25 protein-coding genes and 1 pseudogene are annotated in these 25,915 nt (G+C 64.1%); 13 read left to right on the top strand and 13 right to left on the bottom strand.

From position 1 onward, the window contains the following. Positions 1–171: 171 nt before the first annotated feature. Positions 172–1,602, top strand: coding sequence for a caspase family protein (locus tag IVB54_RS19460; protein ID WP_018457974.1), 1,431 nt, complete (start codon positions 172–174; stop codon positions 1,600–1,602). 76 nt (positions 1,603–1,678) lie between these two features. On the opposite strand, the gene IVB54_RS19455 is transcribed toward IVB54_RS19460, so the two are convergent. Together IVB54_RS19455 and cysK are read right to left on the bottom strand one after the other, a co-directional pair. Beyond that, positions 1,679–1,921: a BrnA antitoxin family protein gene (locus IVB54_RS19455; RefSeq protein WP_007610629.1), complete on the bottom strand. Its 243-nt coding sequence runs from the start codon at positions 1,919–1,921 to the stop codon at positions 1,679–1,681. A 3-nt stretch (positions 1,922–1,924) separates the two neighbouring features. Next, positions 1,925–2,902, bottom strand: a complete 978-nt coding sequence (gene cysK, locus IVB54_RS19450; RefSeq protein ID WP_018457976.1) for a cysteine synthase A — start codon at positions 2,900–2,902, stop codon at positions 1,925–1,927. A 199-nt stretch (positions 2,903–3,101) separates the two neighbouring features. Here cysK and IVB54_RS19445 point away from each other — a divergent pair, with 199 nt between their 5' ends. Next, complete coding sequence (locus IVB54_RS19445) at positions 3,102–3,320, top strand: hypothetical protein (RefSeq protein ID WP_026233474.1); 219 nt, start codon at positions 3,102–3,104, stop codon at positions 3,318–3,320. A 15-nt stretch (positions 3,321–3,335) separates the two neighbouring features. Here IVB54_RS19445 and tgt read toward each other — a convergent pair whose 3' ends face one another. After that, a complete protein-coding gene (tgt, locus tag IVB54_RS19440; RefSeq protein ID WP_247296644.1) occupies positions 3,336–4,484 on the bottom strand; it encodes a tRNA guanosine(34) transglycosylase Tgt in 1,149 nt (382 codons plus the stop codon). A 204-nt stretch (positions 4,485–4,688) separates the two neighbouring features. On the opposite strand from tgt, the pseudogene IVB54_RS19435 reads away from it, so the two are divergent. The 4 genes and pseudogenes from IVB54_RS19435 (at position 4,689) to IVB54_RS19420 (ending at position 8,875) form a co-directional block, all read left to right on the top strand. Continuing rightward, positions 4,689–5,888 (top strand): annotated as a pseudogene (locus IVB54_RS19435) (patatin-like phospholipase family protein). Between the two features lie 133 nt (positions 5,889–6,021). Next, on the top strand, positions 6,022–6,768 hold the full coding sequence (locus tag IVB54_RS19430; protein ID WP_018457980.1) for a TetR/AcrR family transcriptional regulator: 747 nt from the start codon (positions 6,022–6,024) through the stop codon (positions 6,766–6,768). Between the two features lie 247 nt (positions 6,769–7,015). Beyond that, positions 7,016–7,618 carry a PepSY domain-containing protein gene (locus IVB54_RS19425; RefSeq protein WP_018457982.1) on the top strand — a complete coding sequence of 201 codons (603 nt, stop codon included), beginning with the start codon at positions 7,016–7,018 and terminating at the stop codon, positions 7,616–7,618. Between the two features lie 219 nt (positions 7,619–7,837). Further along, a complete protein-coding gene (locus tag IVB54_RS19420; protein ID WP_018457983.1) occupies positions 7,838–8,875 on the top strand; it encodes an aspartate-semialdehyde dehydrogenase in 1,038 nt (345 codons plus the stop codon). A gap of 118 nt (positions 8,876–8,993) precedes the next feature. On the opposite strand, the gene IVB54_RS19415 is transcribed toward IVB54_RS19420, so the two are convergent. The 8 genes from IVB54_RS19415 to coaD all read right to left on the bottom strand — a co-directional run bounded on the left by IVB54_RS19415 (position 8,994) and on the right by coaD (position 12,892). Next, complete coding sequence (locus IVB54_RS19415) at positions 8,994–9,224, bottom strand: type II toxin-antitoxin system VapC family toxin (protein WP_245288491.1); 231 nt, start codon at positions 9,222–9,224, stop codon at positions 8,994–8,996. After that, a complete protein-coding gene (locus IVB54_RS19410; protein ID WP_018457984.1) occupies positions 9,221–9,382 on the bottom strand; it encodes a type II toxin-antitoxin system VapC family toxin in 162 nt (53 codons plus the stop codon). Before IVB54_RS19410 ends, IVB54_RS19415 begins: the two co-directional genes overlap by 4 nt. After that, a complete protein-coding gene (locus IVB54_RS19405) occupies positions 9,382–9,624 on the bottom strand; it encodes a type II toxin-antitoxin system VapB family antitoxin (RefSeq protein WP_018457985.1) in 243 nt (80 codons plus the stop codon). The genes IVB54_RS19410 and IVB54_RS19405 overlap by 1 nt, the downstream gene beginning before the upstream one ends. Before the next feature lie 57 nt (positions 9,625–9,681). Then, on the bottom strand, positions 9,682–10,755 hold the full coding sequence (queA, locus tag IVB54_RS19400) for a tRNA preQ1(34) S-adenosylmethionine ribosyltransferase-isomerase QueA (RefSeq protein WP_018457986.1): 1,074 nt from the start codon (positions 10,753–10,755) through the stop codon (positions 9,682–9,684). Between the two features lie 142 nt (positions 10,756–10,897). Beyond that, positions 10,898–11,362 carry a peptidylprolyl isomerase gene (locus IVB54_RS19395; RefSeq protein WP_018457987.1) on the bottom strand — a complete coding sequence of 155 codons (465 nt, stop codon included), beginning with the start codon at positions 11,360–11,362 and terminating at the stop codon, positions 10,898–10,900. Continuing rightward, positions 11,359–11,784, bottom strand: coding sequence for a hypothetical protein (locus tag IVB54_RS19390; protein ID WP_018457988.1), 426 nt, complete (start codon positions 11,782–11,784; stop codon positions 11,359–11,361). Before IVB54_RS19390 ends, IVB54_RS19395 begins: the two co-directional genes overlap by 4 nt. Before the next feature lie 8 nt (positions 11,785–11,792). Then, positions 11,793–12,356 (bottom strand): peptidylprolyl isomerase, encoded by a 564-nt coding sequence (locus IVB54_RS19385; RefSeq protein ID WP_018457989.1) that lies wholly within the window; start codon positions 12,354–12,356, stop codon positions 11,793–11,795. Positions 12,357–12,397: 41 nt separating this feature from the next. Continuing rightward, positions 12,398–12,892 (bottom strand): pantetheine-phosphate adenylyltransferase, encoded by a 495-nt coding sequence (gene coaD / locus IVB54_RS19380; RefSeq protein WP_018457990.1) that lies wholly within the window; start codon positions 12,890–12,892, stop codon positions 12,398–12,400. 247 nt (positions 12,893–13,139) lie between these two features. Here coaD and IVB54_RS19375 point away from each other — a divergent pair, with 247 nt between their 5' ends. Next, a complete protein-coding gene (locus tag IVB54_RS19375) occupies positions 13,140–13,397 on the top strand; it encodes a hypothetical protein (protein ID WP_018457991.1) in 258 nt (85 codons plus the stop codon). Between the two features lie 206 nt (positions 13,398–13,603). Then, on the top strand, positions 13,604–15,457 hold the full coding sequence (locus tag IVB54_RS19370) for a KUP/HAK/KT family potassium transporter (RefSeq protein WP_018457992.1): 1,854 nt from the start codon (positions 13,604–13,606) through the stop codon (positions 15,455–15,457). A 105-nt stretch (positions 15,458–15,562) separates the two neighbouring features. On the opposite strand, the gene gyrA is transcribed toward IVB54_RS19370, so the two are convergent. Beyond that, a complete protein-coding gene (gene gyrA / locus IVB54_RS19365; RefSeq protein WP_018457993.1) occupies positions 15,563–18,307 on the bottom strand; it encodes a DNA gyrase subunit A in 2,745 nt (914 codons plus the stop codon). A 370-nt stretch (positions 18,308–18,677) separates the two neighbouring features. Then, a complete protein-coding gene (locus IVB54_RS19360) occupies positions 18,678–19,175 on the bottom strand; it encodes a single-stranded DNA-binding protein (RefSeq protein ID WP_018457994.1) in 498 nt (165 codons plus the stop codon). 459 nt (positions 19,176–19,634) lie between these two features. Between IVB54_RS19360 and IVB54_RS19355 the strand changes: the two genes are divergently transcribed. The 5 genes from IVB54_RS19355 to IVB54_RS19335 all read left to right on the top strand — a co-directional run bounded on the left by IVB54_RS19355 (position 19,635) and on the right by IVB54_RS19335 (position 25,904). After that, a complete protein-coding gene (locus tag IVB54_RS19355; protein ID WP_026233477.1) occupies positions 19,635–20,417 on the top strand; it encodes an outer membrane beta-barrel protein in 783 nt (260 codons plus the stop codon). Positions 20,418–20,647: 230 nt separating this feature from the next. Further along, a complete protein-coding gene (locus tag IVB54_RS19350; protein WP_018457996.1) occupies positions 20,648–21,337 on the top strand; it encodes an outer membrane protein in 690 nt (229 codons plus the stop codon). 282 nt (positions 21,338–21,619) lie between these two features. Beyond that, positions 21,620–24,601 (top strand): excinuclease ABC subunit UvrA, encoded by a 2,982-nt coding sequence (gene uvrA / locus IVB54_RS19345; protein ID WP_018457997.1) that lies wholly within the window; start codon positions 21,620–21,622, stop codon positions 24,599–24,601. Between the two features lie 46 nt (positions 24,602–24,647). Beyond that, positions 24,648–25,211, top strand: coding sequence for a DinB family protein (locus IVB54_RS19340; RefSeq protein ID WP_026233478.1), 564 nt, complete (start codon positions 24,648–24,650; stop codon positions 25,209–25,211). An 18-nt stretch (positions 25,212–25,229) separates the two neighbouring features. Next, complete coding sequence (locus IVB54_RS19335) at positions 25,230–25,904, top strand: HAD family hydrolase (RefSeq protein ID WP_018457999.1); 675 nt, start codon at positions 25,230–25,232, stop codon at positions 25,902–25,904. The last annotated feature ends 11 nt before the right edge of the window (positions 25,905–25,915 follow it).

Genomic DNA, 25,915 nt, shown 5'->3' with positions numbered 1-25,915 from the left:
GGCCGTGTGATTTGGATCACGTTGGAAGGGTATTCCATCGTGCACATTCTGCCACACAGCAGCGGGTTGAACGCGACGAACTGCCGTTTTGGTGGCGCCGAGGCGGGCACTTCATGTAAGTTCGTGCCAATTCGTTGCTGCCTGCAATTTCGATTCTGTTGGGGATTCCAGATGCGCACTCTCACCCTCCTCGCGTCGCTGATGTGCATGGCACTGTCGGTCAGTGCCGCGAAGGCCGACCGCCGCGTTGCTTTCGTCGTCGGCAACGGCACCTACAAGAACGTCGCACAATTGCCGAACCCGCCGATCGACGCCAAGGCGATGGCGGCAACGCTGCGCAATGTCGGCTTCGAGGTGATCGAAGGTTCGAACCTCTCGCGCGACCAGATGACGGAGAAGCTGCTGGACTTCGGCCGCAAGGCGCAGGGCTCCGACGTCGCAGTGTTCTATTATGCCGGTCACGGCATCGCGGTCGGCGGCTCCAATTATCTTCTGCCTGTCGACGCCGACATCAAGTCGGAGATGGACGTCAAGCTCGGTGCCGCCATCAACATCGATCTGACGCTCGAGCAGACCATGGGCGACGCCAAGGTCAAGCTGGTGTTCCTTGACGCCTGCCGCGACAATCCGTTTGCCGCCAAGATCAAATCGAACTCCGCGACCCGCAGCGTCAACGTGCAGAGCGGTCTTGCCGAGATGAAATCCGGCGAAGGCACGCTGATCGCGTTCGCCACCGGCCCGGGCCAGACCGCGCTCGACGGCCAAGAGGGCAACAACAGCCCGTTCACCCGTGCGCTCATCGACAACATCACCAAGCCTGGTGTCGAGATCCAGCAGGCGATGACGTCGGTCCGCGCCCAGGTCAACGAGGAGACCCACAAGGGGCAGCTGCCCTGGGGCCACACCAATTTGACCGGCGCGGTCTATCTCAACCAGGCTCCGACGACGCAGGTCGCCAATGCGGCACCGACGGCTGCTGGCAGCGTGCCAATGGCGACGGGCGGCAGCTCGGACGGTGTCGAGCTCGAATACTGGCGTTCGGTCAAGGAGAGCAATAAGTCGGAAGAGCTCAACGCTTACCTCTCCGCCTACCCGAACGGTCAGTTCAAGGCGCTTGCGCTGGCACGCCTCGCGGCCATCAAGAGCGGCCCCTCGACCGCGACGCGCACCCTCACCGCTGGCGTCGATCCCGCGACCTTCACCGAAGAGGCCACCCAGCTTACCGAGGACCAAATCGGACTCGACAAGAACCAGCGCCGCGACGTTCAGCGTCGCCTGGGCGGGCTCGGCTTCGACAACAAACAGACAGGCGTCTTCGGCGACGAGACCCGGTCGGTGCTCAAGCGCTGGCAGGCGGCGCGCGGCTATCCCGCGTCTGGCTACCTGAACAAGCTCCAGCACAAGGCTCTGCTTTCGGAAGTCGTGGCCGGCCCGCCGACCGCGAGCGACAACAGCCAGAAGGCAGCCCGCCGGGCCGCCGCCCCCGCGGCCAGCAGCGCGCCCGCACCTGCTCCCCATCGCAGCAGCGGCGGCGATCCTGCCGGCGCAGCCTTCGTCGGCGGTGTCGTCGGCGGCATGATGGGCGGCATGTTCCGCCGCTGAGGCGAGGCCAATCGCAGATACAAAAGCCCGGCTCGCGCCGGGCTTTTTCGTTACGAATAAACCAAAGCTTTGGCGTCTACTTCCCCGCGGCCTTTCGCAGCGCCTCGTTGATGCGGTCCTGCCAGCCGGGCCCGCCGGACTGGAAATGCTCCAGCACGTCCTGGTCGATCCGCAGCGTGACCTGCTCCTTGACCCCCGGCGCCACGTTCTGCTTTGGCGGCGCCGCAGCGACCTTCGCCGTCACCTTCTTGAACGCCGCCTCGGCCTCCGTCCTGGCGTCGCCCAACGTCCGCGGCCGCCTCGGTGGTTGATCCGCCATGTCCTAGATTCCCTCAAACAGAGCCGTCGAAAGATACCGCTCGGAGAAGGACGGCACTATAGCCAGGATGGTCTTTCCCGCAGCTTCGGGTCGCTTGCCGATCTCGACGGCCGCGGCAATCGCGGCGCCCGAGGAGATGCCGCCCGGAATGCCCTCATGCCGCGCCAGTGCCCGCGAGGTCTCGATCGCCGTCGTCGAGTTGACCTTGACGATCTCGTCGATCACCGAGCGATCGAGAATGTCAGGGACGAAGCCCGCACCGATGCCCTGGATCTTGTGCGGCGTGTGCTGGCCACCCGACAGCACCGGGCTCTCCTCCGGCTCGACCGCAACCACGCGCAGCGAGGGCTTGCGCGGCTTCAGCACCTGGCCGACGCCGGTGATGGTGCCCCCGGTGCCGACGCCGGCGACGAAGAAGTCGATGTTGCCGGCGGTGTCATTCCAGATCTCCTCCGCGGTGGTGCGGCGGTGCACCTCGGGATTGGCGAGATTCTTGAACTGCTGCGGCATCACCGAATTCGGCGTCGTCTTCAACAGCTCTTCGGCCGTCGCGATCGCGCCCTTCATGCCTTGCGCGGCCGGTGTCAGCACCAGCTCCGCGCCCAGAAAGGCCAGCATCTTGCGGCGTTCGATCGACATCGACTCCGGCATGACCAGCTTGAGCCTATAGCCGCGCGACGCCGCGACGAAGGCCAGTGCGATGCCGGTATTGCCGGAGGTCGGTTCGATCAGCACGGTGTCGGGCTTGACGATTCCGGCCTTCTCCATGGCGATGATCATGGCCGCGCCGATGCGATCCTTCACGCTTGCGGCGGGATTGAAATATTCAAGCTTTGCCAAAATGGTCGCGTTCACGCCATGCATGCCCGGCAGCCGGCGCAAGCGCACGATCGGCGTGTCGCCAAAAGCATCGACGATCGAGTCATAGATCCGGCCGCGGCCGGGTTGGTGCGCTGCACCCGTGGTGGACGATGCGTCCATGATGAACTCCCTGTGGCGACGATTGTGCTTCTAGACAGCCTGCGACGACACGCAAGCGAGATTGCGTTACATGTTAAATACGCTGCATCGCAAAATCGCGTGAGCAATAATTATCAGAAAACCAACGCATTTGTGTTGCGACCTCGTCAACTGATTCTGCTTATGTTAGACTTAGGTCTCAAGCTGGGAGGTCACCACGATGTCAGCAGTCGCTGAAGTGTTGTCGACCGTCGCACCGAACCGCGCTCCGCGTTGCAGTGAGTTGCCGGCCTGTCCCGTCTGCGCCGACTCCATGATCGCCGCCGAAGGTTCTGCGTATTTGTCGGAACACGTGATCAGCTATCTCTGGACCTGCGACAATTGCGGCTACGGCTTCGTGACCAAGCACTCCGTCAAGCAGCGCCTCGTCTGCAACTGACGTTTTGCACTTGACCTAGCGCGGGGCGATGTCGCCCCTCCCCCAGTCTTCGCGCGTACGCCGATAGAACTCCTCGAACGTTCCCTGTGCGATCGCGTCCCTGATGCCCTGCATCAGGAACTGGTAATAAGCGATATTGATCTCGGACAGCAGCATCGCACCCAGCGTCTCGCCCGCCTTGACGAGATGGTGCAAATAGGCGCGCGCGTAGCTGCGCGCCGACGGCCAGGAGCTCTCTTCGTCGAGCGGACGGGGATCGTCGGCGTGGCGCGCGTTGCGCAAATTCACCTGGCCGAAGCGTGTGAAGGCAACGCCATGCCGGCCATTGCGCGTCGGCATCACGCAGTCGAACATGTCGATGCCGCGCTTGACCGCCTCGAGGATGTCGTCGGGTGTGCCGACGCCCATCAGGTAGCGCGGCCGCTCTCTCGGCAGCAGCGGCGCTGTCTCGTCGATCATCGCCAGCATCACCGCCTGCGGCTCACCGACGGCGAGGCCGCCAATGGCATAACCATGGAAACCGATCTCGATGAGGCCTTGCGCGCTGGCATGGCGAAGCTGGGGTATGTCGCCGCCCTGCACGATGCCGAACAGCATGTAGCCGTCGGGCGCGCTCTCGAAGGCGCGCTTGCTTCGCTCGGCCCAGCGCAGCGACAATTGCATCGCGCGGTCGATGTCGGCGCGCTCGGCGGGCAGTCGCACGCATTCGTCCATCTGCATGGCGATATCGGAGCCGAGCAAACGCTGCACCTCGATCGAGCGCTCCGGCGACAGCTCGACCTTGGCGCCGTCGATATGCGAACGGAAGGTCACGGCCTGCTCGCTGACCTTGCGCAGATCCGCCAGCGACATCACCTGGAAGCCGCCGGAATCCGTCAGCATCGGCCCGTTCCAGCCGGTGAATGTCTGCAAGCCGCCAAGCGCCGCGATCCGCTCGGCGCCGGGACGCAGCATCAGATGATAGGTGTTGCCGAGCACGATGTCGGCACCGGCCTCACGCACCTCGCGCCAGTGCATGCCCTTCATCGCGCCGGCGGTACCGACCGGCATGAAGGCGGGCGTGCGCACCACGCCGTGCGGCGTGGTCAGGCGCCCGGTGCGCGCGGCGCCATCGGTGGCGAGCAGTTCGAAATGATTGGGCAGACCGGTGTCAGGACGATTCATGACGGTGCTTATTGCGTGTCGGAGCAGGCCGATCAACCCGCTCGGGCGATGCCTCGGCCGGCTTATGCATCAGACTGGGACAATGGGTTCAAATATTGGGGGACACGGAATTGTGCGCCTGCGACGCTTGTTAAACAAAACGACACAGTGTAGTTTTACCTTGGGCTGGACGAGATGCCGCGGCGATGTTGCCGGCGGCGGTAGATGCGTGATCGCCAGCCACCGCAATGCCCCTCCCTTCAAGTTCGACTGACCCAGCCGGCCGTTCGCATGGCTGGACGAGGTGGACCGGCGCCCGCCTGTTCGGATTGCTGGTCCTGACGTGCAGCTTGGCGCTCGGCGCCTGCACCTCCCTGCCCCGCACGCCCTATACGGCCACCGAAGCCAGCACATCGCGCGTGCTCGATATTGATGGCCTGCGGCGCTACGCCGACGAACCCATCACGAAATTCAATTTCGAGAAGGACACCAGCACCGCGACGAAGTCCTACCTGGCGCTGTCAGGCGGCGGCGCAGATGGCGCCTACGGCGTCGGTGTGCTCAACGGCTGGACCGCGGCCAGAACCCGTCCCACCTTCTCGGTTGTCTCGGGCGTGAGCACCGGCGGCCTGATTGCGCCCTTTGCGTTTCTCGGCTCGCAATATGACGACACGCTGAAGGAGGTCTATACCAGCGGCGTCGCGGAGAGCCTGTTGAGCGATCCCAGCATCATGCGCGTGCTGTTCGGATCCGGCCTGTTCGGCAACACCCGGCTGCGCGAGCTCGTCGCCCGCTATGTCGGACCGGAGATCATGGCGCAGGTCGCCCATGAAAACGCCAAGGGCCGAAGGCTGCTGGTGGTGACGACCGATCTCGACACCCAGCGCACCGCGATCTGGGACATGGGCAGGATCGCCGCGGTCGGCACGCCCGAGGCGCTCAAGCTGTTTCGCGACGTGATGGCGGCCTCCGCCAGCATCCCGCTGGTGTTTCCGCCGATCATGATCGACGCCGAAGGCGAGGGCCGCAGATTTCAGGAGATGCATGTCGACGGCGGTGTGACGGCCCCGGTGCTGACGCTGCCGGAAGCCTTGCTTTTCCAGGGCAGTCGCCTTCCCGGCCCTGCGAAGCTGGACATCTACATCCTCGTCAACAAGAAGATCGAACGCAATTTCGAGCTCGTCTCCAACAGCACCATCGACGTTGCCTCCCGCAGCCTGTCGTCAGTCGCAGACCCGCTCGATCATCTTCTCGACTTATGATTTTGCGAAGCGCAACCGCCTGGGCTTCCATCTCTCCTATATCGCGCGCGATTATCCGGCCGCCCCCTCGGAAGGGTTCGACACCGCTTATATGCGGGCGCTGTATCAGTACGGATATGAGAAGGCGGCTTCGGGCGAGGCCTGGACTTCGACGCTTCCGTGAGCGCTCGGTGAGGAACGGGGCCGTGCCGAGACGGTTGACGATGCGATCATTCGGCCAGATTAGCCATGACGCACTCGTTGCCGCGCGTTATAGAGCAATGACTGATGTCACGACCGCGCAGGAATCATTGGGCATGGGATTGACTGCGACCAGGACAAGACCGGCGGCGCCGCGGCGCGAGGTGCCGAAATCGCGCGGCGGCCGGCCGACGAAAAGCGCCGCGATCGAGCGCGATCAGCGGCTGATCGAGGTCGCAACCCGCCTGTTCCTGGATCGCGGCTTTGATGCGACCTCGCTCGATGCGGTCGCGGAAGCCGCGCGAGTGAGCAAGCCCACCGTCTATGCCCGTTACGGCGACAAGCGCGGCCTGTTTGCAGCCGTGCTGAGACGCGAGATCGCGCGATGGCTGGCACCGCTGTCCGCGGCCGCCGAGACGCAGCTCGGCAGCGCCTCGGATATCTCGGTCGAGCAACGGCTCGTCGAGATCGGGCGCGAGATGCTGACATTCACCTGCGGACCCGATGCCGTCGCCTTCAGCCGCATGATGACGTCGCAGGCCATCAACTTTCCCGACATCGCCAAGCTCGGCAAGGAGGAAGGCTGGCTCAAGGCCGTCGCCACCACGGCACGCTTCTTCGACCATCTGGTGGCGCAAGGCGCGCTCGACGTCGACGACACCACCATCGCGGCGGAAGTGTTCCTCGACGTCGTCGTCGGTCATAACCATCGTCTGGCGACGTTTGGAACGCCGCCGGAGATGAAGGCCGCGGAAAAGCGCATGCGCGCTGCGATCAAGCTGTTCCTGGCAGGCGCGCTGGGATCAGCGGACGGCAGCCAGAGTGCCGCCAAGGGCACTCAGCGACGCCGCCCGTCGCGCTGACAATTCCGTGAGGTTGCGAACTTTCCGGGAGATCTCGTGGCCGCGCCGTTGACCGAAACAAAACGATACGGTATGGTTTAATTATAGGGCGATGCGGATCGCTTTTTCACCAGCCCCAAGAGGTCCGCACCGCTTCGATCGTCCCGGCGGTACAGCCCGTCGCGACGCTCAGCGGCCGACCGATGCCCAAGGTCGGCCGCAAATTCTTGACGATCATCCGGCATACTCGCTGGCCGAGGGTTCGAGCATGACGACGGCCAAACGACGGATCTCGGGACTGCTCGCGATCGCCCTGTCCGCACTCCTCCTCGCAGCGCCGGCGCGGGCGATCGTGAGCACGGGCACGCCGACCACCCTTCACAACGACACAGATGGTGACGCCGAGGCCGACCGCCAAGCGGTCAGCCGCGAGATCGAGCGCTTCCGCAGCTCGTCGATCTCGATCAACCAGGCCATGGCGATTGCGGAAGCCCGCCACGTCGGTGCCACCACGGCGGATGTGAGTTTCGACGGAGCCTCAGGCGTGCCGGTCTACCGGGTGAAGACCCTGCACAACGACCGGATCTGGCGCCACACCATCAATGCCGCGACCGGCGAGCTCGTCGGCGGGGAAGCCGCCCTCCCTCTCGCCGAGCTCGACCTCGACGATCGCAGCAATCTCGCAGCGCTCGGTGCCATCAAGCACCGACTTGCGGATGCCGTCCACGTCGCCGAACGCGCGGCCTCCGGCAAAGCCATCAGCGGCGGACTGGTGCGCGAACGCGGCCGGCTGAATTTCGCGATCGTCGTCATCAGTGGCGACAACCTCAAGGAGGTCATCCTCGAACCGCCGGGCGCCCGGACCAAATAGCGGCAGCCCCAATCCCGCCGAAAAGCCATTGACGGGGGCAGGACTCTCCCGCATAAGCTCCCGCCATGTTCGCGACCACCAAACGCACGACTAAAACCACCACGGCCTTCGGGGCCCGGGGAGGCGTGCGCGTGTAGTCGTCGACTAGAACGCAATCCACTCTACCGAAGCCCCGCCCATGATGGTCCGGGGCTTTTTTGTTGTTTAGATCGCAATTCAATGGAGGACAAAGTGAGTAACGATCCCGTCGTCGCGATTGTCGGCGTCACCGGTGCGGTGGGCGCCGAATTCATCGCCACCATGGACAAGCGCGGCTTTCGCGTCGGCAAGCTCAAGGCGCTGGCCAGCGCCCGCTCGGCCGGCAAGACGGTGTCGTTCCGTGGGCAAGACGTCGTCATCGAGGAGCTGACCGAACGCGCCTTCGAAGGCGTCGACATCGCCCTGTTCTCCGCCGGCGGCAGCATCTCCAAGAAGTTCGCGCCGATCGCAGTCAAGGCGGGCGCCGTCGTCGTCGACAACTCCTCCGCCTTCCGCATGGACCCGAACGTGCCGCTGGTGATCCCCGAGATCAACGCGAATCGCATCCGCGACCACAAGGGCATCATCGCCAACCCGAACTGCGCCGCCATCACGGCGCTGGTGCCGCTGTGGCCGATCCACCAGAGCAACCGCATCAAGCGGGTGATCATCTCGACCTACCAGGCGGCCTCCGGCGCCGGCGCTGCCGCGATGGAGGAGCTGGTCGAGTCCACCCGCGCCAACCTCAACGGGCAGGTTTATACGCCGAAGGTGATGCCGCATCCCTACGCGTTCAACCTCTTCAACCACAACACGGCGATCGACCCTGACACCGGCTACAACGACGAAGAGACCAAGGTCATCAACGAAACCCGCAAGATCTTTGAGGACGACAAGATCGCGATCGGCGTCACCTGCGTGCGTGTGCCGGTGCTGCGGGCTCATTGCGAGGCCATCACCTTCGAATGCGAGAAGCCGATCAGCGAGGACCAGGTCCGCGCCATCATGGCACGAGCGCGCGGCGTCAAGGTCGTCGACGACCGTGCCAGGAACTACTTCCCGATGCCGATCGACGCCTCGGGCCAGGACGACGTCCTGGTCGGCCGCATCCGCAAGGACTTCAGCGACCCCTCCGGGCATTCGATCTCGATGTTCGTGGCGGCGGACCAGCTGCTCAAGGGCGCTGCGCTCAACGCGGTGCAGATCGCGGAGCTCCTGCCACAGCGGGTGATGGCGTAACGGAAGATGCGTAAGGTGGGCAAAGGCGCGCAAGCGCCGTGCCCACCACTTCGCATCAAGAAAGTTGGTCGGCACGCTTCGCTTTGCCCACCCTACAATGGCAAATAGCGCGGTCAGGTCAACGCGGGGAGAATGTCTGTCTTAGCAAAGTCGGCTCCCTTGAAGAGCAGCGGTTGCGAACGCGCTTTCGCCAAGCGTAGACCGCACAATCGACGATGTTGAGCTGCGCCGGATGCCCCCCGCCCTTGCCGAAGCGTTGAAATGCCTCGAACGCGCCTTTCGCCATGTCTGCGTCGAACGGCACTACGACAATCCCGGCAGTCTCCAGCAATTCGTCGAAGAACTTCACGGCCGATGCTCCGAGGCGAGCAGAGAGAACGATCTTGTTTCCAGGATTGCTACTGCTGACATCGACAGGCTGGCAGCATCCAGCATGGCTTTCCGATAGCGCTGCCCATCTGGCTCGTTGGTGACGGTCGCGACGATCGCAGACGTATCCAGCACCATCAGGACGGCAGCCCGAAACGGTCATAGCCGAGGATTTCGTCTGCAGGCCGAGAATCGAGAACGGGCAAGCCAGCGGTTCGCTCGAGGAACGACGTCAGGGCGGCCCTCCTATCGACCGCCGGCGATGCCACGCGAGACAAGCGCTCCTCGATGGCGCGTTCGAGCGCCGTCTCGATATCTTCCCCCGTCAAGCGGGCGAGGCGCTGGGCAAGCTCATCGACTTTCGCGGAACGGATGTTCATCGGCCACTCGATCCATGCAAAACGTATGAGCAGTATAGCACGAGAACGCCGCCCGCGTCACTCCCGCGCCGGAAACAGCAAACAGGCATCCCCGTACGAATAGAACCGATAGCCGGTTGCGATCGCGTGTGCATAGGCTTGCTGCATCGCCTCCAGCCCGGAGAACGCCGACACCAGCATGAACAGTGTCGACTTCGGCAAATGGAAATTGGTCAGCAGAATATCAACGGCGCGGAAGCGATAGCCGGGGGTGATGAAGATCGACGTCTCGGCGGCGAACGGCTCAATGGTGCCGTCCTCGCTGGCTGCGCTTTCGATCAGGCGCAACGACGTGGTGCCAACCGCGATGATACGGCCGCCGTTCTTGTGCGCCGTGTTGAGCCGCTCCGCCGTCTCGGACGACAGCGTACCCCACTCGGCATGCATCTTGTGGCCTTCGGTGTCGTCCACCTTCACCGGCAGGAAGGTCCCTGCCCCGACATGCAGCGTGACGCGATTGATGCCGACGCCGCGCGCGTGCATCGCCTGCTCCAGCGCCGGGGTGAAATGCAGGCCTGCTGTCGGCGCGGCAACGGCGCCTTCGTTCACAGCGAACATGGTCTGGTAGTCGGCGAGATCCTGATCATCAGGCGTGCGTTTCGAGGCGATGTAGGGCGGCAGCGGCGGGCTGCCGAGATCGGCGATGGCTTGATCCAGCGTCGGGCCGTGAAACGAAAATGACAGCGTCACCTCGCCTTCCCCGCCCTTCGCCTCGACCTCGGCGTCGAGATGGCCGAGCAGGCAGACCTTGCCCTCATTGCCGAAGCGGATGCGGTCGCCGGCGATGAGTTTCTTGGCAGGCTTCACCAACGCCTGCCAGCGCGAGCCGTCGAGGCGCTTGATCAGCGTTGCCTCGATCTTCGGCTCGGTCTCGCGGCCGATGCGACGGCCTTTTAATTGCGCCGCGATCACCTTGGTGTCGTTGACGACGAGCTGGTCGCCCGGCTTCAGCCATTGCGGCAGGTCGGTGATGATTTGGTCGCGCAGCGTGCCGCGATCGACGACCAGCATCTTCGCGGAGTCGCGCGGGCTCGCCGGGCGCAATGCGATGCGCTCGGCGGGCAGGTCGAAATCGAAGAAGTCGGTGCGCATCTCGGTCTCAGGGCCGCACAGTCACTCCTCATCCTGAGGGGTGCGGAACGCGCGTCTCGACGGATGAAGGCCCCGCTGCTGCAGCTCGGCCTTCATGGTTCGAGACGGCGCCACGCGCCTCCTCACCATGAGGGTTGAACGCCTACGCCGCGTCAGCCGCCATCCGCGCCTTGACGATCTTGTCGGGGTTCTGCACGGGCTCGCCACGCTTGATCTTGTCGACGTTCTCCATGCCCTCGGTGACCTTGCCCCACACCGTGTACTGGTTGTCGAGGAAGCGGGCATCGTCGAAGCAGATGAAGAACTGGCTATCGCCGGAATCCGGGCTGGCGGCGCGCGCCATCGAGGTGGTGCCGCGCACATGCGGCTCCTTGTTGAACTCGGCCTTCAGCTTCTGGCCGGAGCCGCCGGTGCCGGTGCCCTGGGGGCAGCCGGTCTGCGCCATGAAGCCGTCGATCACGCGATGGAATACGATGCCGTCGTAGAAGCCTTCGCGCACGAGTTCCTTGATGCGTGCGACGTGGCCGGGCGCCAGATCAGGCCGCATCTCGATGGTGACGGGGCCCTGCGTGGTCTCGAGGATCAGTGTGTTTTCGGTGGCGCTCATGCTCGTCTCTCTTGGGTTGGGGGTGAAGTCCTGTCAGGTGAAGATTTGCGGTTGCGAAACTGGATCGCGAACGGACGCCCCGCAGCGGCGCCGGCCATCGCATCGGTAAATGGCATCGGCGTGCAGCGTTGCAATGCCTCCATCACCGCGACCCGGTATTGCAGCCGGTCATTGTCGGAAGCCTCCGCGGATTCATAGGTAATCCTCGGATGGCCCAGAATGTTTCCAGCCCGGTTGAAGCTCACCACGACGGTGATGTCGATCGGGCGGGCCCTGGCGGCGGGCGGCGGCTTCCAGCAGGTGCGCAAATGCCGGAAGATGTCCTGAATGGTGTTGACCTGTGCGTCCTCGGCGACCGCGCCTGGGACGCCGAGCAGCAGCACCGCGGCAACCAGCAGGAGCTTGCCACCGCAGCGCGCCATCGCCGCTCCTATTTGATGTCGGAAGCGACCTGCACCTTCACCATCTTGTCGGGGTCGGTGACGGTGCCGCCGCTCGATCCGGGAGGCGCCTTCTTCAGCTTGTCGACGACGTCCATGCCCTGCACGACCTCGCCGATCACGGTGTACTGGTTGTCGAGGCTGCCGCCGTCGGCAAACATGATGAAGAACTGCGAATTGGCGGTGTCGACGCTGTCGCCGCGCCGGGCCATGCCGACGATGCCGCGCGCAAAATGCACCTTCGAGAATTCCTGCTTCAGGTTCGGATATTTCGAGCCGCCGGTGCCATTGAAGTTCTGACCGTCGCCGGTCTGCGCCATGAAGCCATCCATGACGCGGTGGAACGGCACGTTGTTGTAAAAACCCTCGCGCGCGAGCTGCTTGATTCGCTCGGCGTGCTGGGGCGCAAGGTCCGGCCGGAGCTTGATGACGATGCGGCCCTTGGTGGAGTCGATGACGATGGCGTTGGCCTTGTCGAGGCCGGCCGGCAAGGCTTGCGCGAAGGCCGGCACCGCGAACAGAACCGCGGCAAGAACTGCGAGAATTCGGATCATGACAACTCCGGATCAGAGATGAGAAAGGAAACGCGCCGTTATCAGGCGAATTTTGCCTTGAGCTGGGCCGCAACCAGCGGCGGGACGAAGGCCGAGACATCCCCGCCCATGGCAGCGATCTGGCGCACCAAAGTGGCGGTGATCGGGCGGACCATGGGAGAGGCCGGCAGGAAGATCGTATGCACCTCGGGCGCCATGGCCTCGTTCATGCCGGCGAGCTGCATCTCGTAGTCGAGGTCGGTGCCGTCGCGCAGGCCCCGAATCATGATCGTGGCACCGTGCTTGCGCGCCGAGGTCACCGACAGATCGTCAAACGTCACGGCCTCGAGCACGCAGCCGGCCTGGGCGGCCACCGGCCCGCAGACGTCATGGAGCATCTTCAGCCGCTCCTCGGTCGAGAACAGAGGCTTCTTGCCGGGGTGCACCCCGATCGCGACAACAAGCCTGTCGCACAGCGACACGCTGTGCCGGACCACGTCCAGATGGCCGTTGGTGATGGGGTCGAAGGAACCTGGATAGAAAGCAATGCGCGGCATGGCCACGTCCTACCGCGCCCTGCCCGGCCCGGCAAGCCGGTCAGGTTCCCTGGCGGTTTTTCCGCAGAAGCGTGTCGGAATGCGCCGAATTGTTTCGTCCTGAGGGCGGCCACGACACAAAACGGAGCGCGAACGAAACCATTTCCCGCGTTCGCGAAGACGTCCGGAAACTGGCCATGGTTACTAATCCAGCCAACGAACGACGGGCCGCACACTGGGCGTAGCGGCCGCATCACAGGGGACTGTCATGATCAAGGCTCTTTCGGCGATCGCCATTTCTGCGTGTGTTGCTGCCACCCTCACGCTCCTGCCCGGCTTCGCCCCCACCGTCGAGGCGAGCGTGCCGCAGCCGCTTGCCAAGAGCGACCGGCTCGATATCCGTACCGTCGGCAAGGACTGCTCGCAGCAGGCCTGGCCGAATTTCGAAGCGTCCTGCCTCCGCCAGGCCGGCACCAAAGCCAACATCCGCGAGGCTCGCCTTGTGACTGCCAACCGTACTCCGTAGTGGGGGTCTGTCAGTTTCGCGTCAGCTAACTCTCAAGATAAACCCCAAAGATATACCCCATGGATATTTGCGACGTCCCGTCGCACACTGCCTGATGCTCGCGCCCGTCGGAATGACCCGTCGGGCGCGATCCCATCGGGGGGTCGCCATTGTCCAGCACGCCTGCAGTCGCCTCCGGCCATCAACCTGATCCACTGCCGATTGCCATGACCATGGGCGCCCTCGGGGTGGTCTATGGCGATATCGGCACCAGCCCCCTCTACGCCCTGAAGGAAGCCGCCAAGGCCGCCGCCCATGGCGGCACTTTGACGAACGATGCCGTTCTGGGCGTCGCCTCGCTGATCCTCTGGGCGCTGTTGCTGATCATCTCACTGAAATATGCGCTGTTGATTCTGCGTGCGGATAACCGCGGCGAAGGCGGCATCGTCGCGCTGCTGGCCTTGCTGCATGCCCGCAACGCTCAACCCGGTACCTGGCGCGCGCATTTGCTGGTCGTCGGCCTCATCGGCGCCGCGCTACTGTACGGGGACGGCGCGATCACGCCGGCCATCTCCGTGCTCTCAGCCATCGAAGGTCTGAAGGTCGACGCACCCTCGCTCGCGCCGGCGGTTGTGCCCGTGACCGTCGTCATCCTGATCGGACTGTTCATGATGCAGAAGCAGGGCACCGGCTTCATCGGCCGCATCTTCGGACCGGTGATGCTGGCCTGGTTCTTCGTGCTGGCAGCGCTCGGCATCCACGGCATCGTCAAGGCGCCGGCGGTGCTGGCGGCGCTCAGCCCGCTCTATGCGTTCGACTTCCTGATCCATCAGGATTTTCATGTCTCCTTCGCGATCCTGGGGGCCGCCTTCCTCGCGGTGACCGGCGGCGAAGCCATGTACGCCGACATGGGGCATTTCGGCCGCCTGCCGATCCGGCTGGCCTGGTTCGCGATCTGCCTGCCTGCGCTCGTGCTGAACTATTTCGGCCAGGCCGCGCTGCTGATCACCGATCCCACCATGATCGAAAATCCGTTCTTCCAGCTCTGCCCTGACGCCCTGCATTATCCGCTGGTCGCGTTCTCGGCGGTCGCGACCGTGATCGCCTCGCAAGCCATCATCTCCGGCGTGTTCTCGTTGACGCAGCAGTCGATCCAGCTCGGCTTCCTGCCGCGCATGCAGATCCGTCACACCACGAGCGACGCGATCGGCCAGATCTACGTGCCGTTGGTGAACTGGCTGCTCGCCGCCGCAACGCTCGGCGCCGTGCTGAGTTTCGGCAGCTCGGAGGCGCTGGCCGGCGCCTACGGCATCGCGGTGTCGCTATTGATGGCGATCACCACGCTGCTCGCCGCCCTGGTCGCGATCCAGTGGGGCTATTCACCGTGGCTCGTGGTTGCCGTGAACGGCTTCTTCTTCGTGATCGATTTGATCTTCTTCTCGGCCAATTCGATCAAGCTGTTCGAGGGCGGCTGGTTTCCGCTGATGCTGGCGGGCTTCGTCGCCTTCCTGATGCTGACCTGGCGCAGCGGCGTGAAGCTCGTCGAAGCCGCACGCGCGAAGCTGCGCCAGCCCGAGGAGGATCTGATCGAGACCGCGGTCAACCAGTGCAGCGCCAGACTCCCCGGCACCGCCGTGTTCCTGGCCTCGGCGCCGCGCGGCGTGCCGCTGGCACTGACCCAGTTCGTCAAGCACAACCACGTGCTGCACGAGCGCATCGTCCTGGTCACCGTGCTGATCGAGGAGCTTCCTCACATCGCCGACGAAGACCGCATCGAGGTGATCGAGATCATTCCCGGCATTACCCGCGTCGTTCTGCATTACGGCTTCATGCAGAACCCGACGATTTACGAAGGGCTGACCTTCGCCTGCCGCCACGGCAAGCTGCCCGGCATCGACCTCTCCGACATCACCTATTACGTCGGCCGCGAGACAATCATCCCGCGCGAGGACGTGCCGGGCATGTGGGTCTGGCGCGAAACCGTGTTCGCCTTCCTGCAACGCAACGCCGAACGCTCCGCCGCGTTCTTCGGCGTACCTACCAAGCAGGTGGTGGAATTCGGCACGGAGCTGGAGATTTAGCTGGTCAGTGCAGTATCCGGATCGAGCACAACTCAATCCGGGACAGCCGTCCGAATGAAGAACCCGGATTTCGCTTGCGCTCCATCCGGGCTACGGGGTGACGCATCACTCCCCGTTCGACTCCCCATTCGCCCCGTTTCCGCTCTCGGCCTCTTCCGTGATGTGCTCGACCGAGACGACGTGTTCGTCCTCCGCGGTGTCGAACACGATCACGCCCTGGGTCGAGCGGCCGGCGACGCGGATGCCTTCGACCGGGCAGCGGATCAGCTGACCCTTGTCGGTAACCAGCATGATTTGATCAGCATCCTCCACGGGGAACGACGCTACGAGGTTGCCGTTGCGGTTGTTGACGCTCATGGCGACGATGCCTTTGCCGCCGCGGCCCGTGGTGCGGTACTCGTAGGACGACGTCCGCTTGCCGTAACCGTTGACGGACACGGTCAGCACGACCTGCTCCTGCGCTGACATCTCGACGTAACGCTCCTGGGCGAGTTGGAAGCTGCCGGAGGTCTCCTCGGTCTCGGCGTCCGCCGCCGGCTCCTCGGCCGCAGCTTCGCCGGCGACCGCACGACGCATCTTCAGGTACGCCGAGCGCTCGTCGGACGTCGTCTCGACGTGGCGCAGGATCGCCAGCGAGATCACCTTGTCGCCCTCGGCAAGCGCAATGCCGCGCACGCCCATCGAGGTGCGGCCGGTGAACACCCGCACGTCGGTCACGGGGAAGCGGATGCACTGGCCGCCGGCGCCGGTCAAAAGCACGTCGTCGTGCTCAGTGCAGATCTGCACGTCGACGATCGCTTCATTGTCGTCGAGCTTCATCGCGATGATGCCGGAGCGGCGGACATCCACGAAGTCGGACAGCTTGTTGCGCCGGACGTTGCCGCCTGTCGTGGCAAACATCACGTCGAGATTGCCCCAGGTGGACTCGTCCTCCGGCAGCGGCATGATGGTGGTGATGCGCTCGCCCTGCTCCAGCGGCAGGATGTTGATCAGCGCCTTGCCGCGCGCATTCGGCGCGGCCATCGGCAGGCGCCAGACTTTGATCTTGTAGACCTGTCCGCGCGAGGAGAAGAACAGCATCGGAGTATGCGTGGACGCCACGAACAGCCGGCTGACAAAATCCTCATCGCGGGTCTGCATGCCGGCGCGGCCCTTGCCGCCGCGGCGCTGGGCCCGGTAGGCCGACAGCGGCACGCGCTTGACGTAGCCGGCGTGCGAGACGGTGACGACCATGTCCTCGCGCTGGATCAGGTCCTCGTCCTCGACCTCACCTTCCTGCTCGATGATGACGGTGCGGCGCGGGGTTGCGAACTCGGCCTTCACTTCGGCGAGCTCGGACTTGATGATGCCCAGCACGCGGTCGCGCGAGCGCAGGATGTCGAGATAGTCGGCGATCTCGCCGGCGAGCTTGTCGAGCTCCTCGCGGATTTCGTCGCGGCCGAGTGCGGTGAGGCGTTGCAGGCGCAGATCGAGAATGGCCCTCGCCTGCTCCATCGACAGCCGGATCGTGCCGTTCTCGCTGATGCGGTGGCGCGGATCGTCGATCAGCGTCAGCATGTCCTCGACGTCCCGGGCCGGCCAGTCGCGCGACATCAGGGTGTCGCGGGCGGTGGTCGGGTCGGGCGAGGTCCGGATGACGCGGATCATCTCGTCGATATTGGCGACTGCGATGGCGAGACCGACCAAAACATGGGCGCGATCTCGGGCCTTGGCGAGCAGGAACTTGGTGCGCCGCGTGACGACCCGCTCGCGGAAGTCGACGAAGATCGCCAGCAGGTCCTTCAGGTGCATGACCCGTGGACGGCCGCTGTCGAGCGCCACCATGTTGACGCCGAAGCTCGTCTGCAGCGGCGTGAACCTGTAGAGCTGATTGAGCACCACATCCGGCACGGCGTCGCGCTTCAATTCGATGACGACGCGGTAGCCGTCGCGATCGGATTCATCGCGCAGGTCGCCGATGCCTTCGATCTTCTTTTCCTTGACCAGCTCGGCGATGCGCTCGACCATCGTCGCCTTGTTCACCTGGTAGGGAATCTCGGTGATGATGATCGCCTCGCGCTCCTTGCGGATGGTCTCGATCGCGACCTTGCCGCGCATCATGACCGAGCCGCGGCCGAGGTGATAGGCGGCGCGGATGCCCTGCCGTCCGAGGATGACGCCGCCGGTCGGGAAGTCCGGTCCCGGCACGATGTTGATGAGCTCGTCGATGGTGAGCGCGGGGTTGTCGATCAGCGCGACGCAGGCGTCGATGACCTCGCCGAGATTGTGCGGCGGGATGTTGGTCGCCATGCCGACCGCGATGCCGCCGGCGCCGTTGACGAGAAGGTTCGGGAACTTGGCTGGCAAGACCGACGGTTCGGTCTCGTTGTTGTCGTAGTTCGGCTGGAAGTCGACCGTGTCCTTGTCGATGTCGGCCAGCAGAGCCAGCGCCGCCTTCGTCAATCGGGCTTCGGTATAACGATAGGCAGCCGGGGGATCGCCGTCGACCGAGCCGAAATTGCCCTGGCCGTCGATCAGCGGCACGCGCATGGAGAAGTCCTGCGCCATCCGGACCATGGCGTCGTAGATCGACTGGTCGCCATGCGGATGATATTTACCGATGACGTCACCGACCACGCGGGCGGACTTGACGTACTTCTTGTCCGGCGTGTGCCCCTGCTCGTTCATCGAGTACAGGATGCGGCGATGCACCGGCTTCAGGCCATCGCGGGCGTCAGGCAGCGCCCGCGCCACGATCACGCTCATGGCGTAGTCGAGATAGGACTTCTTCATCTCCTCGAAGATGGAGACGGGGCGAATATCCGAGGGTTGCGCCGGCTGGTCGCCGGGCTTGTCGTCGTCGTCAGCCAAGGGGAAATCCGGTGAGGTTTTATCTGGGAATCATATAGCGCATCGAGCCTCTGATAACCACCCTCGCGGCGTTCTGGGAAGCGCTTTTTCCGCCTATTTTTCCAACAACTTAAGCCCTTGCGAGCGGTGTCTCGGACAGCACTCGCATCGGCCTTGCAAAATCGCCGCTCACGCGTGGAAAACCGCGCGGTGAGCTTGCCGCGTCGGCGCGTTTGCCAAGCCGCAATCCGAGCTCACCCCAAACATGAAGCGGGCCCGGAAATGCCGAGCCCGTCCTGTCGATTAGTGGGATGTTCTGACATGAGATGAGAAGCGCCGCCCATCCGGCCGGGCGTCCGCATCAGGCGCCGCGTTCTTGGAGCGGAATCGCTCAGAACGGGATATCGTCGTCCATGTCGCTGTTGCGGCCACCGCCGCCGGCGGCAACAGGGCGCCGCGGCGTGCTGCTGACCGGACCGGAGGAGCCGAAATCGCCGCCCGGCTCGTCGCCGAAGCTGCCGCCTCCGCCACCGCCGCTACGACCGTCCAGCATCGTCAAGGTCGAGTTGAACCCCTGCAGCACGACTTCGGTCGAGTACTTTTCGACACCGCTCTGGTCGGTCCATTTGCGGGTCTGGAGCGCACCCTCGACGTAAATCTTGGCGCCCTTCTTCAGATACTGTTCGGCGACCTTGCAGAGCCCTTCATTGAAGATCACGACGCGGTGCCACTCGGTCTTTTCCTTGCGCTCGCCAGTCGCCTTGTCGCGCCACGTCTCCGAAGTCGCGACGCTCAGATTGGCGATCGGCCGCCCGTCCTGGGTGCGGCGGATTTCAGGATCCTTGCCGAGATTTCCAACCAGAATGACCTTGTTGACGCTTCCCGCCATCTCCGCTCTCCGCTCCGAATGCCACTGAATTCAAGAAGGCCGGTCCGCTCCCGCGTTCCGCCGTGCCTGTTGAGGCGACCCTATACGCTCGCCGAACACTTGCGGACGACGATCAGGCCGTCACCCTTCCGGTTATCCCCACATATAGCATCGACCTCCGGTTCGTTCCAGATTTGTTCTTGGCGAAGACAGATCTGAAGGCGTGGGATCGATCGGCCACATGTGTTGCGGAAAGGCACACGTCGATTGGAACCTTTGTAGGTTCCCAAAAATGGAAGAAAGAACTTAACATTCAGCAAGTTATGGGTACTCGCACTGCCCCGGTCTTGTTGCATTTGGGAGACGGACTCTGCCGCTCCGTAGAGCTACGGTTGCCTCGGACTTAGTTCATATGGGCCCTCGCGCCTGATCAGCCGCTTCGGGGAAATAAGAAGCGGACGAAACCTGGGGAGACTGGCAATGAATAAGCTTCTTATTTGTGCAATCGGTGCAGTGGCGATGGGCTTGTCGGCTCCCGCAAGCGCGGCGGACATGGCCGCGCGTCCCTACACCAAAGCCCCGCCGCCGGCGGTTGCCGCCATCTACGACTGGAGCGGCTTCTACATCGGCATCAACGGCGGCGGTGGCTCCAGCCACAAGTGCTGGGACTTCGTCACGCCCGCGACCGGCGTTCTCGTCGGCGAAGGCTGTCACAATGCAACAGGGGGCACCGTCGGCGGCCAGATCGGCTATCGCTGGCAGTCCGCCAATTGGGTGTTCGGTCTGGAAGGCCAGGGCAACTGGGCTGACTTCCGGGGCGACAACGTGAGCACCCTCTTCCCTGGTACCGCTTTGGTGACGGGTGATCGCAACCGTTCCCGCATCGACGCTTTCGGTCTCATCACCGGTCAGGTCGGTTACGCCTGGAACAACGTGCTGCTTTACGTGAAGGGCGGCGCCGCCGTCGTCGGTGACAAGTACGACATCTACGCTGCTGCGGGTACGCCCGGCGCGGGCGCGCTGCTGGCTTCGGCCCGGGAGACTCGCTGGGGTGGCACGGTCGGGGCCGGTCTGGAATTCGGCTTCGCCCCGAACTGGTCGCTGGGCTTTGAGTACGACCACATCTTCCTTGGCGATCGCACGATCGGCTTCACAACGCCCGCGGGTGCGGTATTCGGCAGCGACCGGATTCGCCAGGACGTAGACATGGGCCTGGTGCGCTTGAACTATCGCTGGGGCGGTCCGGCCATCGCAAGGTACTGATCGCGCTGGACATATCGCAATTCGAAGGCCGGCCTTGCGCCGGCCTTTTGCTGTGCAGTTCTCCAATATTAATCGGTCAATAACCGTTCCGTTTTCCGACCGTTGTTGCTTTTGAGTGACACAACTTGCGGCTTCACTGGTGTAAGTACGGCATCAGTTGGGCAAGTGAGTCCGATGCCCTCCCTATCGTGGAAGGCACAATCAGAAACTGGGACTGGGATTAGTTGAAAATGAAAAAGGTTTTGTTGGCTTCGGCCTGTTTGTTCGCTCTCGCCGCCCCGGCTTCGGCCGCTGATCTCGCGGCGCGCCCCTACACCAAGGCCCCGGTGGCCATGGCTTCGGTCTACAACTGGACCGGCTTCTACCTCGGTATCGTCGGTGGCGGCGCTTGGGAAAATTCCTCGACCGACCCGAAGATGAAGGGCGGCTTCGTCGGCGGTACTGCCGGCTACAACTGGCAGACCGGCAATGTCGTGCTCGGCGTCGAGGCCGATGGTTCCTGGGCTGATGTCAGCGCGTCGGTCACCGGCCCCGTTGCCGTCCCCGGCTTCGGCCTCGTCAGCACCACCCTCAGCTCCAAAACCGATGCGATGGGAACCGTGCGCGGCCGCATCGGCTACGCCGTCAACAACGTCCTGTTCTACGGCACCGGTGGTTACGCCTGGATCGACAACAAGCTCAGCGTCAGCGCGCTCGGCGTGACCGTTTCCGACAGCAAGTGGCACTCCGGCTGGACCGTCGGTGCGGGCGTCGAAGCGTTCTTCGCTCCGCAGTGGTCGGTCAAGGGCGAGTACCTCTTTCGCAGCCTCGGCGGCGAGACCTACTTCTCGGGCGCCCTGCCCTCCGGCACGCTCGAGTTTCACACCGTGCAGGTCGGCGTGAACTATCACTTCGGGGGCCCGGTGGTCGCCAAGTACTGAGTTCAGTACTTAGCCCCAACGCCATCCGCGTTACGAAAGGCCGGCCTTGTGCCGGCCTTTTTGTTTTGTCGGGCACGTTGCCGCGCAGTTCCACCCTGCTCCTGCCAGATGCCGCCAGTGCGCCAACAATCCGTTGACGATTCGCAAGTCCCACTGGAAATCCGTCTCCGTTCTTCCTACGTTCGCTGACAACCCCATCGGCGCCGATCCCGGTTCCGGGCGAAGCGCGCCTTTTTTGTTGGCGCGATCGCGCGCCTTTGGGATTCCTTGAGGGCAACCCGGATGGATGAAGTGATCAAGGCGAAGCGCCAACAGCAGAACGTGGGATCAAACCTGCGCGCAATTACCATCCGTGGCGCGCGCGAGCACAATCTCAAGAACGTCGATGTCGAGATTCCCCGCGACAAGCTGGTGGTGTTCACGGGGCTGTCGGGCTCCGGCAAATCCTCGCTCGCGTTCGACACCATCTACGCCGAAGGCCAGCGCCGCTACGTCGAATCGCTGTCTGCCTACGCCCGCCAGTTCCTGGAGATGATGCAGAAGCCCGACGTCGACCAGATCGACGGCCTGTCGCCGGCGATCTCGATCGAGCAGAAGACGACGTCGAAGAACCCGCGCTCCACCGTCGGCACGGTGACCGAAATCTACGACTACATGCGCCTGCTGTGGGCGCGCGTCGGCGTGCCCTATTCGCCCGCCACCGGCCTGCCGATCGAGAGCCAGATCGTCTCGCAGATGGTCGATCGCGTGCTGGCGCTGCCCGAGGGCTCGCGCCTCTATCTGCTCGCGCCGGTCGTGCGCGGCCGCAAGGGCGAGTACCGCAAAGAGCTTGCCGAATGGCTCAAGAAGGGCTTTCAGCGCGTCAAGATCGACGGCGCCTTCCACGAGCTCGCCGAAGCCCCTGTTCTCGACAAGAAATTCCCGCACGACATCGACGTCGTCGTCGATCGCATCGTGGTGCGCCCCGACATCGGCCAGCGCCTCGCCGAAAGTTTCGAGACCGCGCTGAAACTTGCCGAGGGCCTCGCCGTCATCGAATTCGCGGATGCGCCGGCTGCGGCAGCACCCGCGGAAGAGAAGAAGAAGACCGCAAAGATCCACGACAAGAGCGGACCCGAGCGCATGCTGTTCTCGGAAAAGTTCGCCTGCCCGGTGTCCGGCTTCACCATCCCCGAGATCGAGCCCCGGCTGTTCTCGTTCAACAACCCCTATGGCGCCTGTCCTGCGTGCGGCGGCCTCGGCGTCGAGCAGCATGTCGACGAAGACCTCGTCATTCCCGACAAGGAGCTCGCCATTGGCAAGGGCGCAATCGCGCCCTGGGCCAAATCCTCGTCGCCCTATTACATTCAGACGCTGACTGCGCTCGGCAAGCACTACAAGTTCACGCTGACCACCAAATGGAAGGATCTGCCCAAGAAGACGCAGAACGCGATCCTCCATGGCTCCGGCGAGGACGAGATCAAGTTCTCCTACGAGGACGGCGTCCGCTCCTACGACACCAAGAAGCCGTTCGAGGGCGTCATCACCAACATCAACCGCCGCTATCGCGAGACCGAGAGCGAGTGGGCGCGTGAGGAGCTGGCGAAGTACTTCCACGACGTGCCCTGCGAGGCGTGCCACGGCTTTCGGCTGAAGCCCGAGGCGCTTTGCGTCAAGATCGGCGGCAAGCATATCGGCGACATCTCCGAGATGTCGGTGAAGGGCGCCGGCGCGTGGTTCGAGACCGTGCCGGAGGCGCTGAACACCCAGCAGAACGAGATCGCCGGCCGCATCCTCAAGGAGATCCGCGAGCGCCTCACCTTCCTGCTCGACGTCGGCCTCAACTACCTCACGCTCTCCCGCTCCTCCGGCACGCTCTCCGGCGGCGAAAGCCAGCGCATCCGGCTGGCTTCGCAGATCGGCTCGGGGCTAACAGGCGTGCTCTACGTGCTCGACGAGCCCTCGATCGGCTTGCACCAGCGCGACAACGCGCGCCTGCTCGACACGCTCAAGAGACTTCGTGACCTCGGCAACACCGTGATCGTGGTCGAGCACGACGAGGACGCGATCCTGCTCGCCGACCACGTGCTCGACATCGGCCCCGGCGCCGGCATGCATGGCGGCAACATCATCGCCGAAGGCACGCCCGCCGAGATCATGCGCAACCCCAACTCGCTGACGGGCAAATATCTCACCGGCGAGCTCGAGGTCGAGGTGCCCGAGCGGCGCCCGCCGAACCATCGCCGCACCATCAAGGTGGTCAACGCGCGCGGCAATAACCTCAAGAACGTTACGGCCGAAATTCCGCTCGGCCTGTTCACCTGCGTCACCGGCGTCTCCGGCGGCGGCAAATCGACGCTGCTGATCGACACGCTCTACAAGGCGATCGCCCGCAAGCTGAACAATGCCAGCGAAGGCGCCGCGCCGCACGACCGCATCGAGGGCCTCGAGCACATCGACAAGATCATCGACATCGACCAGTCGCCGATCGGTCGCACGCCGCGCTCCAACCCCGCGACCTATACCGGTGCCTTCACGCCGATCCGCGAATGGTTCGCCGGCCTGCCCGAGTCGAAAGCGCGCGGCTACGAGCCCGGCCGGTTCTCCTTCAACGTCAAGGGCGGCCGCTGCGAGGCCTGCCAGGGCGACGGCGTCATCAAGATCGAGATGCACTTCTTGCCCGACGTCTACGTCACCTGCGACGTCTGCAAGGGCAAGCGCTACAACCGCGAGACGCTGGAGGTCCTATTCAAGGGCAAGAGCATCGCCGACGTGCTCGACATGACCGTCGAGGAAGCGGCCGAGTTCTTCAAGGCGGTCCCACGTGTACGCGAGACGTTCCAGACGCTGCATCGCGTCGGCCTCGACTACATCCATGTCGGCCAGCAAGCCACGACGCTCTCGGGCGGCGAAGCCCAGCGCGTCAAGCTCGCAAAAGAGCTGTCAAAGCGCGCCACCGGCCGCACGCTCTACATCCTGGACGAGCCGACCACCGGGTTGCATTTCCACGACGTCAAGAAGCTGTTGGAGGTGCTGCACGAGCTGGTCGCGCAGGGCAACACGGTCGTCGTCATCGAGCACAATCTCGAAGTGATCAAGACCGCCGACTGGGTCATCGACCTCGGCCCCGAAGGCGGCGATGGCGGCGGCGAGATCGTCGCCTGGGGCCCGCCAGAGGACATCGCAAAAGCGCCGCGGAGCTATACGGGGAAGTTCCTGGCGCCGGTGCTGGCGAAGGCTCGGAAGCCGAAGCGGAGACGCGCGGCGAGCGAGGCGGCCGAGTAGGTTACGCCGCGGGAGCGGCCGACACATTGTCTGAGGGAGACTGAGTTTGCCTGCCGGACTTGTGCAAACCTATCGTGCGTTCGCCCACAATAATGCTTGGGCAAACCACCGGCTGCTCACCGCTTGCGCGGCGCTGTCTCAGGCCGACTTCGAAGCCGAGCGGACCGGCTTCTTTCCGAGCCTGCAACGCACGCTGAACCACATCCATGTCATCGACCTCTTCTATGTCGATGCACTGGAGGGCGGATGGTTGGGACCGGCAGCTTGGAAGAACGACGTGCCGCACCTTTCCCTTGCTGCGCTGAAGCCTGCGCAAGCCGCGATCGACAAGCGCTTGATCGCCATGTGCGATGCACTGACGCCCGAGATTCTCAACGGCATTGTGCGGATCAACCGCGACACGCGGGTCCAGGCCGAACGCCGCGACCGACTGCTCATGCATCTGTTCCAGCATCAAATTCATCACCGCGGACAAGCGCACGCCATGCTGTCCGAAACGAGCGTCGCGCCGCCTCAGCTTGACGAGTTCTTCGCCGAGGGAGAGGCGCCGCTCAGGGCCACCGAATTCGACCAACTCGGATGGACCGAGGAAACCGTGTGGAAAGCCTAGCGGTGTAGCTTCGTCTCCATGCCCTACTCCCTCGCCATCTTTGATCTCGACGGCACGCTGGCCGACAGCTTTCCGTGGTTCCTGCGCACCATCAACGACGTCGCCGATCGCTTCGGCTTCCGCCGCGTCGCGGACGAGGATATCGAGGGGCTGCGGCATGCTTCTTCGCGGGAGATTCTGAGCCGGCTCGAGGTGCCGCTGTGGAAGCTGCCGGCGATCGCGCGGCATGCGCGGCGACTGAAGGCGGAGGCTGCAGCGGAGATTTCGCTGTTTGCGGGGGTCGAGACAATGCTGCGGACGCTGGCGGAGAGTGGCGTGCAGCTCGCGATGGTGACGTCGGACAGCGAAGCCAATGCGCGCGAGAAGCTCGGCGATTGCGCGACGCTGTTCGCCCATTTCGATTGCGCGGCCTCGCTTTTCGGCAAGCCCGCGAAGTTCCGACGGGTCATCCGCCGCGCCGGCGTGGAGCCGGGCAAGGTCATCTCGATCGGCGACGAAGTGCGCGACATCGAGGCGGCGCGGACAGTGGGAATTGCCTGCGGAGCGGTGGGCTGGGGTTATGCGGCGCCGGCGGCGCTGCGGGCGATGGTGCCGGATCACATGTTTGATCAGATGGATGAGATTGTATGGACGCTGTGCCCCGGTGCCGTAGCCCGGATGAGCGAAGCGATATCCGGGAACGCCGGTGGATGAGGAGAGCCCCG

The sequence above is a fragment of the Bradyrhizobium sp. CW1 genome, assembly GCF_023100665.1.
Taxonomy (GTDB): domain Bacteria; phylum Pseudomonadota; class Alphaproteobacteria; order Rhizobiales; family Xanthobacteraceae; genus Bradyrhizobium; species Bradyrhizobium canariense_D.
The sequence above is the reverse complement of the archived record's forward strand: the minus strand, read 5'-3'. Positions and strand labels throughout refer to the sequence as shown.

Excerpts from the sequence above, each read along its gene's own strand:
- IVB54_RS19460 (WP_018457974.1), top strand. The coding sequence starts at position 172 with ATGCGCACTCTCACCCTCCTCGCGTCGCTGATGTGCATGGCACTGTCG.
- IVB54_RS19455 (WP_007610629.1), bottom strand. The coding sequence starts at position 1,921 with ATGGCGGATCAACCACCGAGGCGGCCGCGGACGTTGGGCGACGCCAGG.
- cysK (WP_018457976.1), bottom strand. The coding sequence starts at position 2,902 with ATGGACGCATCGTCCACCACGGGTGCAGCGCACCAACCCGGCCGCGGC.
- IVB54_RS19445 (WP_026233474.1), top strand. The coding sequence starts at position 3,102 with ATGTCAGCAGTCGCTGAAGTGTTGTCGACCGTCGCACCGAACCGCGCT.
- tgt (WP_247296644.1), bottom strand. The coding sequence starts at position 4,484 with ATGAATCGTCCTGACACCGGTCTGCCCAATCATTTCGAACTGCTCGCC.
- IVB54_RS19430 (WP_018457980.1), top strand. The coding sequence starts at position 6,022 with ATGGGATTGACTGCGACCAGGACAAGACCGGCGGCGCCGCGGCGCGAG.
- IVB54_RS19425 (WP_018457982.1), top strand. The coding sequence starts at position 7,016 with ATGACGACGGCCAAACGACGGATCTCGGGACTGCTCGCGATCGCCCTG.
- IVB54_RS19420 (WP_018457983.1), top strand. The coding sequence starts at position 7,838 with ATGGAGGACAAAGTGAGTAACGATCCCGTCGTCGCGATTGTCGGCGTC.
- IVB54_RS19410 (WP_018457984.1), bottom strand. The coding sequence starts at position 9,382 with ATGGTGCTGGATACGTCTGCGATCGTCGCGACCGTCACCAACGAGCCA.
- IVB54_RS19405 (WP_018457985.1), bottom strand. The coding sequence starts at position 9,624 with ATGAACATCCGTTCCGCGAAAGTCGATGAGCTTGCCCAGCGCCTCGCC.
- queA (WP_018457986.1), bottom strand. The coding sequence starts at position 10,755 with ATGCGCACCGACTTCTTCGATTTCGACCTGCCCGCCGAGCGCATCGCA.
- IVB54_RS19395 (WP_018457987.1), bottom strand. The coding sequence starts at position 11,362 with ATGAGCGCCACCGAAAACACACTGATCCTCGAGACCACGCAGGGCCCC.
- IVB54_RS19390 (WP_018457988.1), bottom strand. The coding sequence starts at position 11,784 with ATGGCGCGCTGCGGTGGCAAGCTCCTGCTGGTTGCCGCGGTGCTGCTG.
- IVB54_RS19385 (WP_018457989.1), bottom strand. The coding sequence starts at position 12,356 with ATGATCCGAATTCTCGCAGTTCTTGCCGCGGTTCTGTTCGCGGTGCCG.
- coaD (WP_018457990.1), bottom strand. The coding sequence starts at position 12,892 with ATGCCGCGCATTGCTTTCTATCCAGGTTCCTTCGACCCCATCACCAAC.
- IVB54_RS19375 (WP_018457991.1), top strand. The coding sequence starts at position 13,140 with ATGATCAAGGCTCTTTCGGCGATCGCCATTTCTGCGTGTGTTGCTGCC.
- IVB54_RS19370 (WP_018457992.1), top strand. The coding sequence starts at position 13,604 with ATGACCATGGGCGCCCTCGGGGTGGTCTATGGCGATATCGGCACCAGC.
- IVB54_RS19360 (WP_018457994.1), bottom strand. The coding sequence starts at position 19,175 with ATGGCGGGAAGCGTCAACAAGGTCATTCTGGTTGGAAATCTCGGCAAG.
- IVB54_RS19355 (WP_026233477.1), top strand. The coding sequence starts at position 19,635 with ATGAATAAGCTTCTTATTTGTGCAATCGGTGCAGTGGCGATGGGCTTG.
- IVB54_RS19350 (WP_018457996.1), top strand. The coding sequence starts at position 20,648 with ATGAAAAAGGTTTTGTTGGCTTCGGCCTGTTTGTTCGCTCTCGCCGCC.
- uvrA (WP_018457997.1), top strand. The coding sequence starts at position 21,620 with ATGGATGAAGTGATCAAGGCGAAGCGCCAACAGCAGAACGTGGGATCA.
- IVB54_RS19335 (WP_018457999.1), top strand. The coding sequence starts at position 25,230 with ATGCCCTACTCCCTCGCCATCTTTGATCTCGACGGCACGCTGGCCGAC.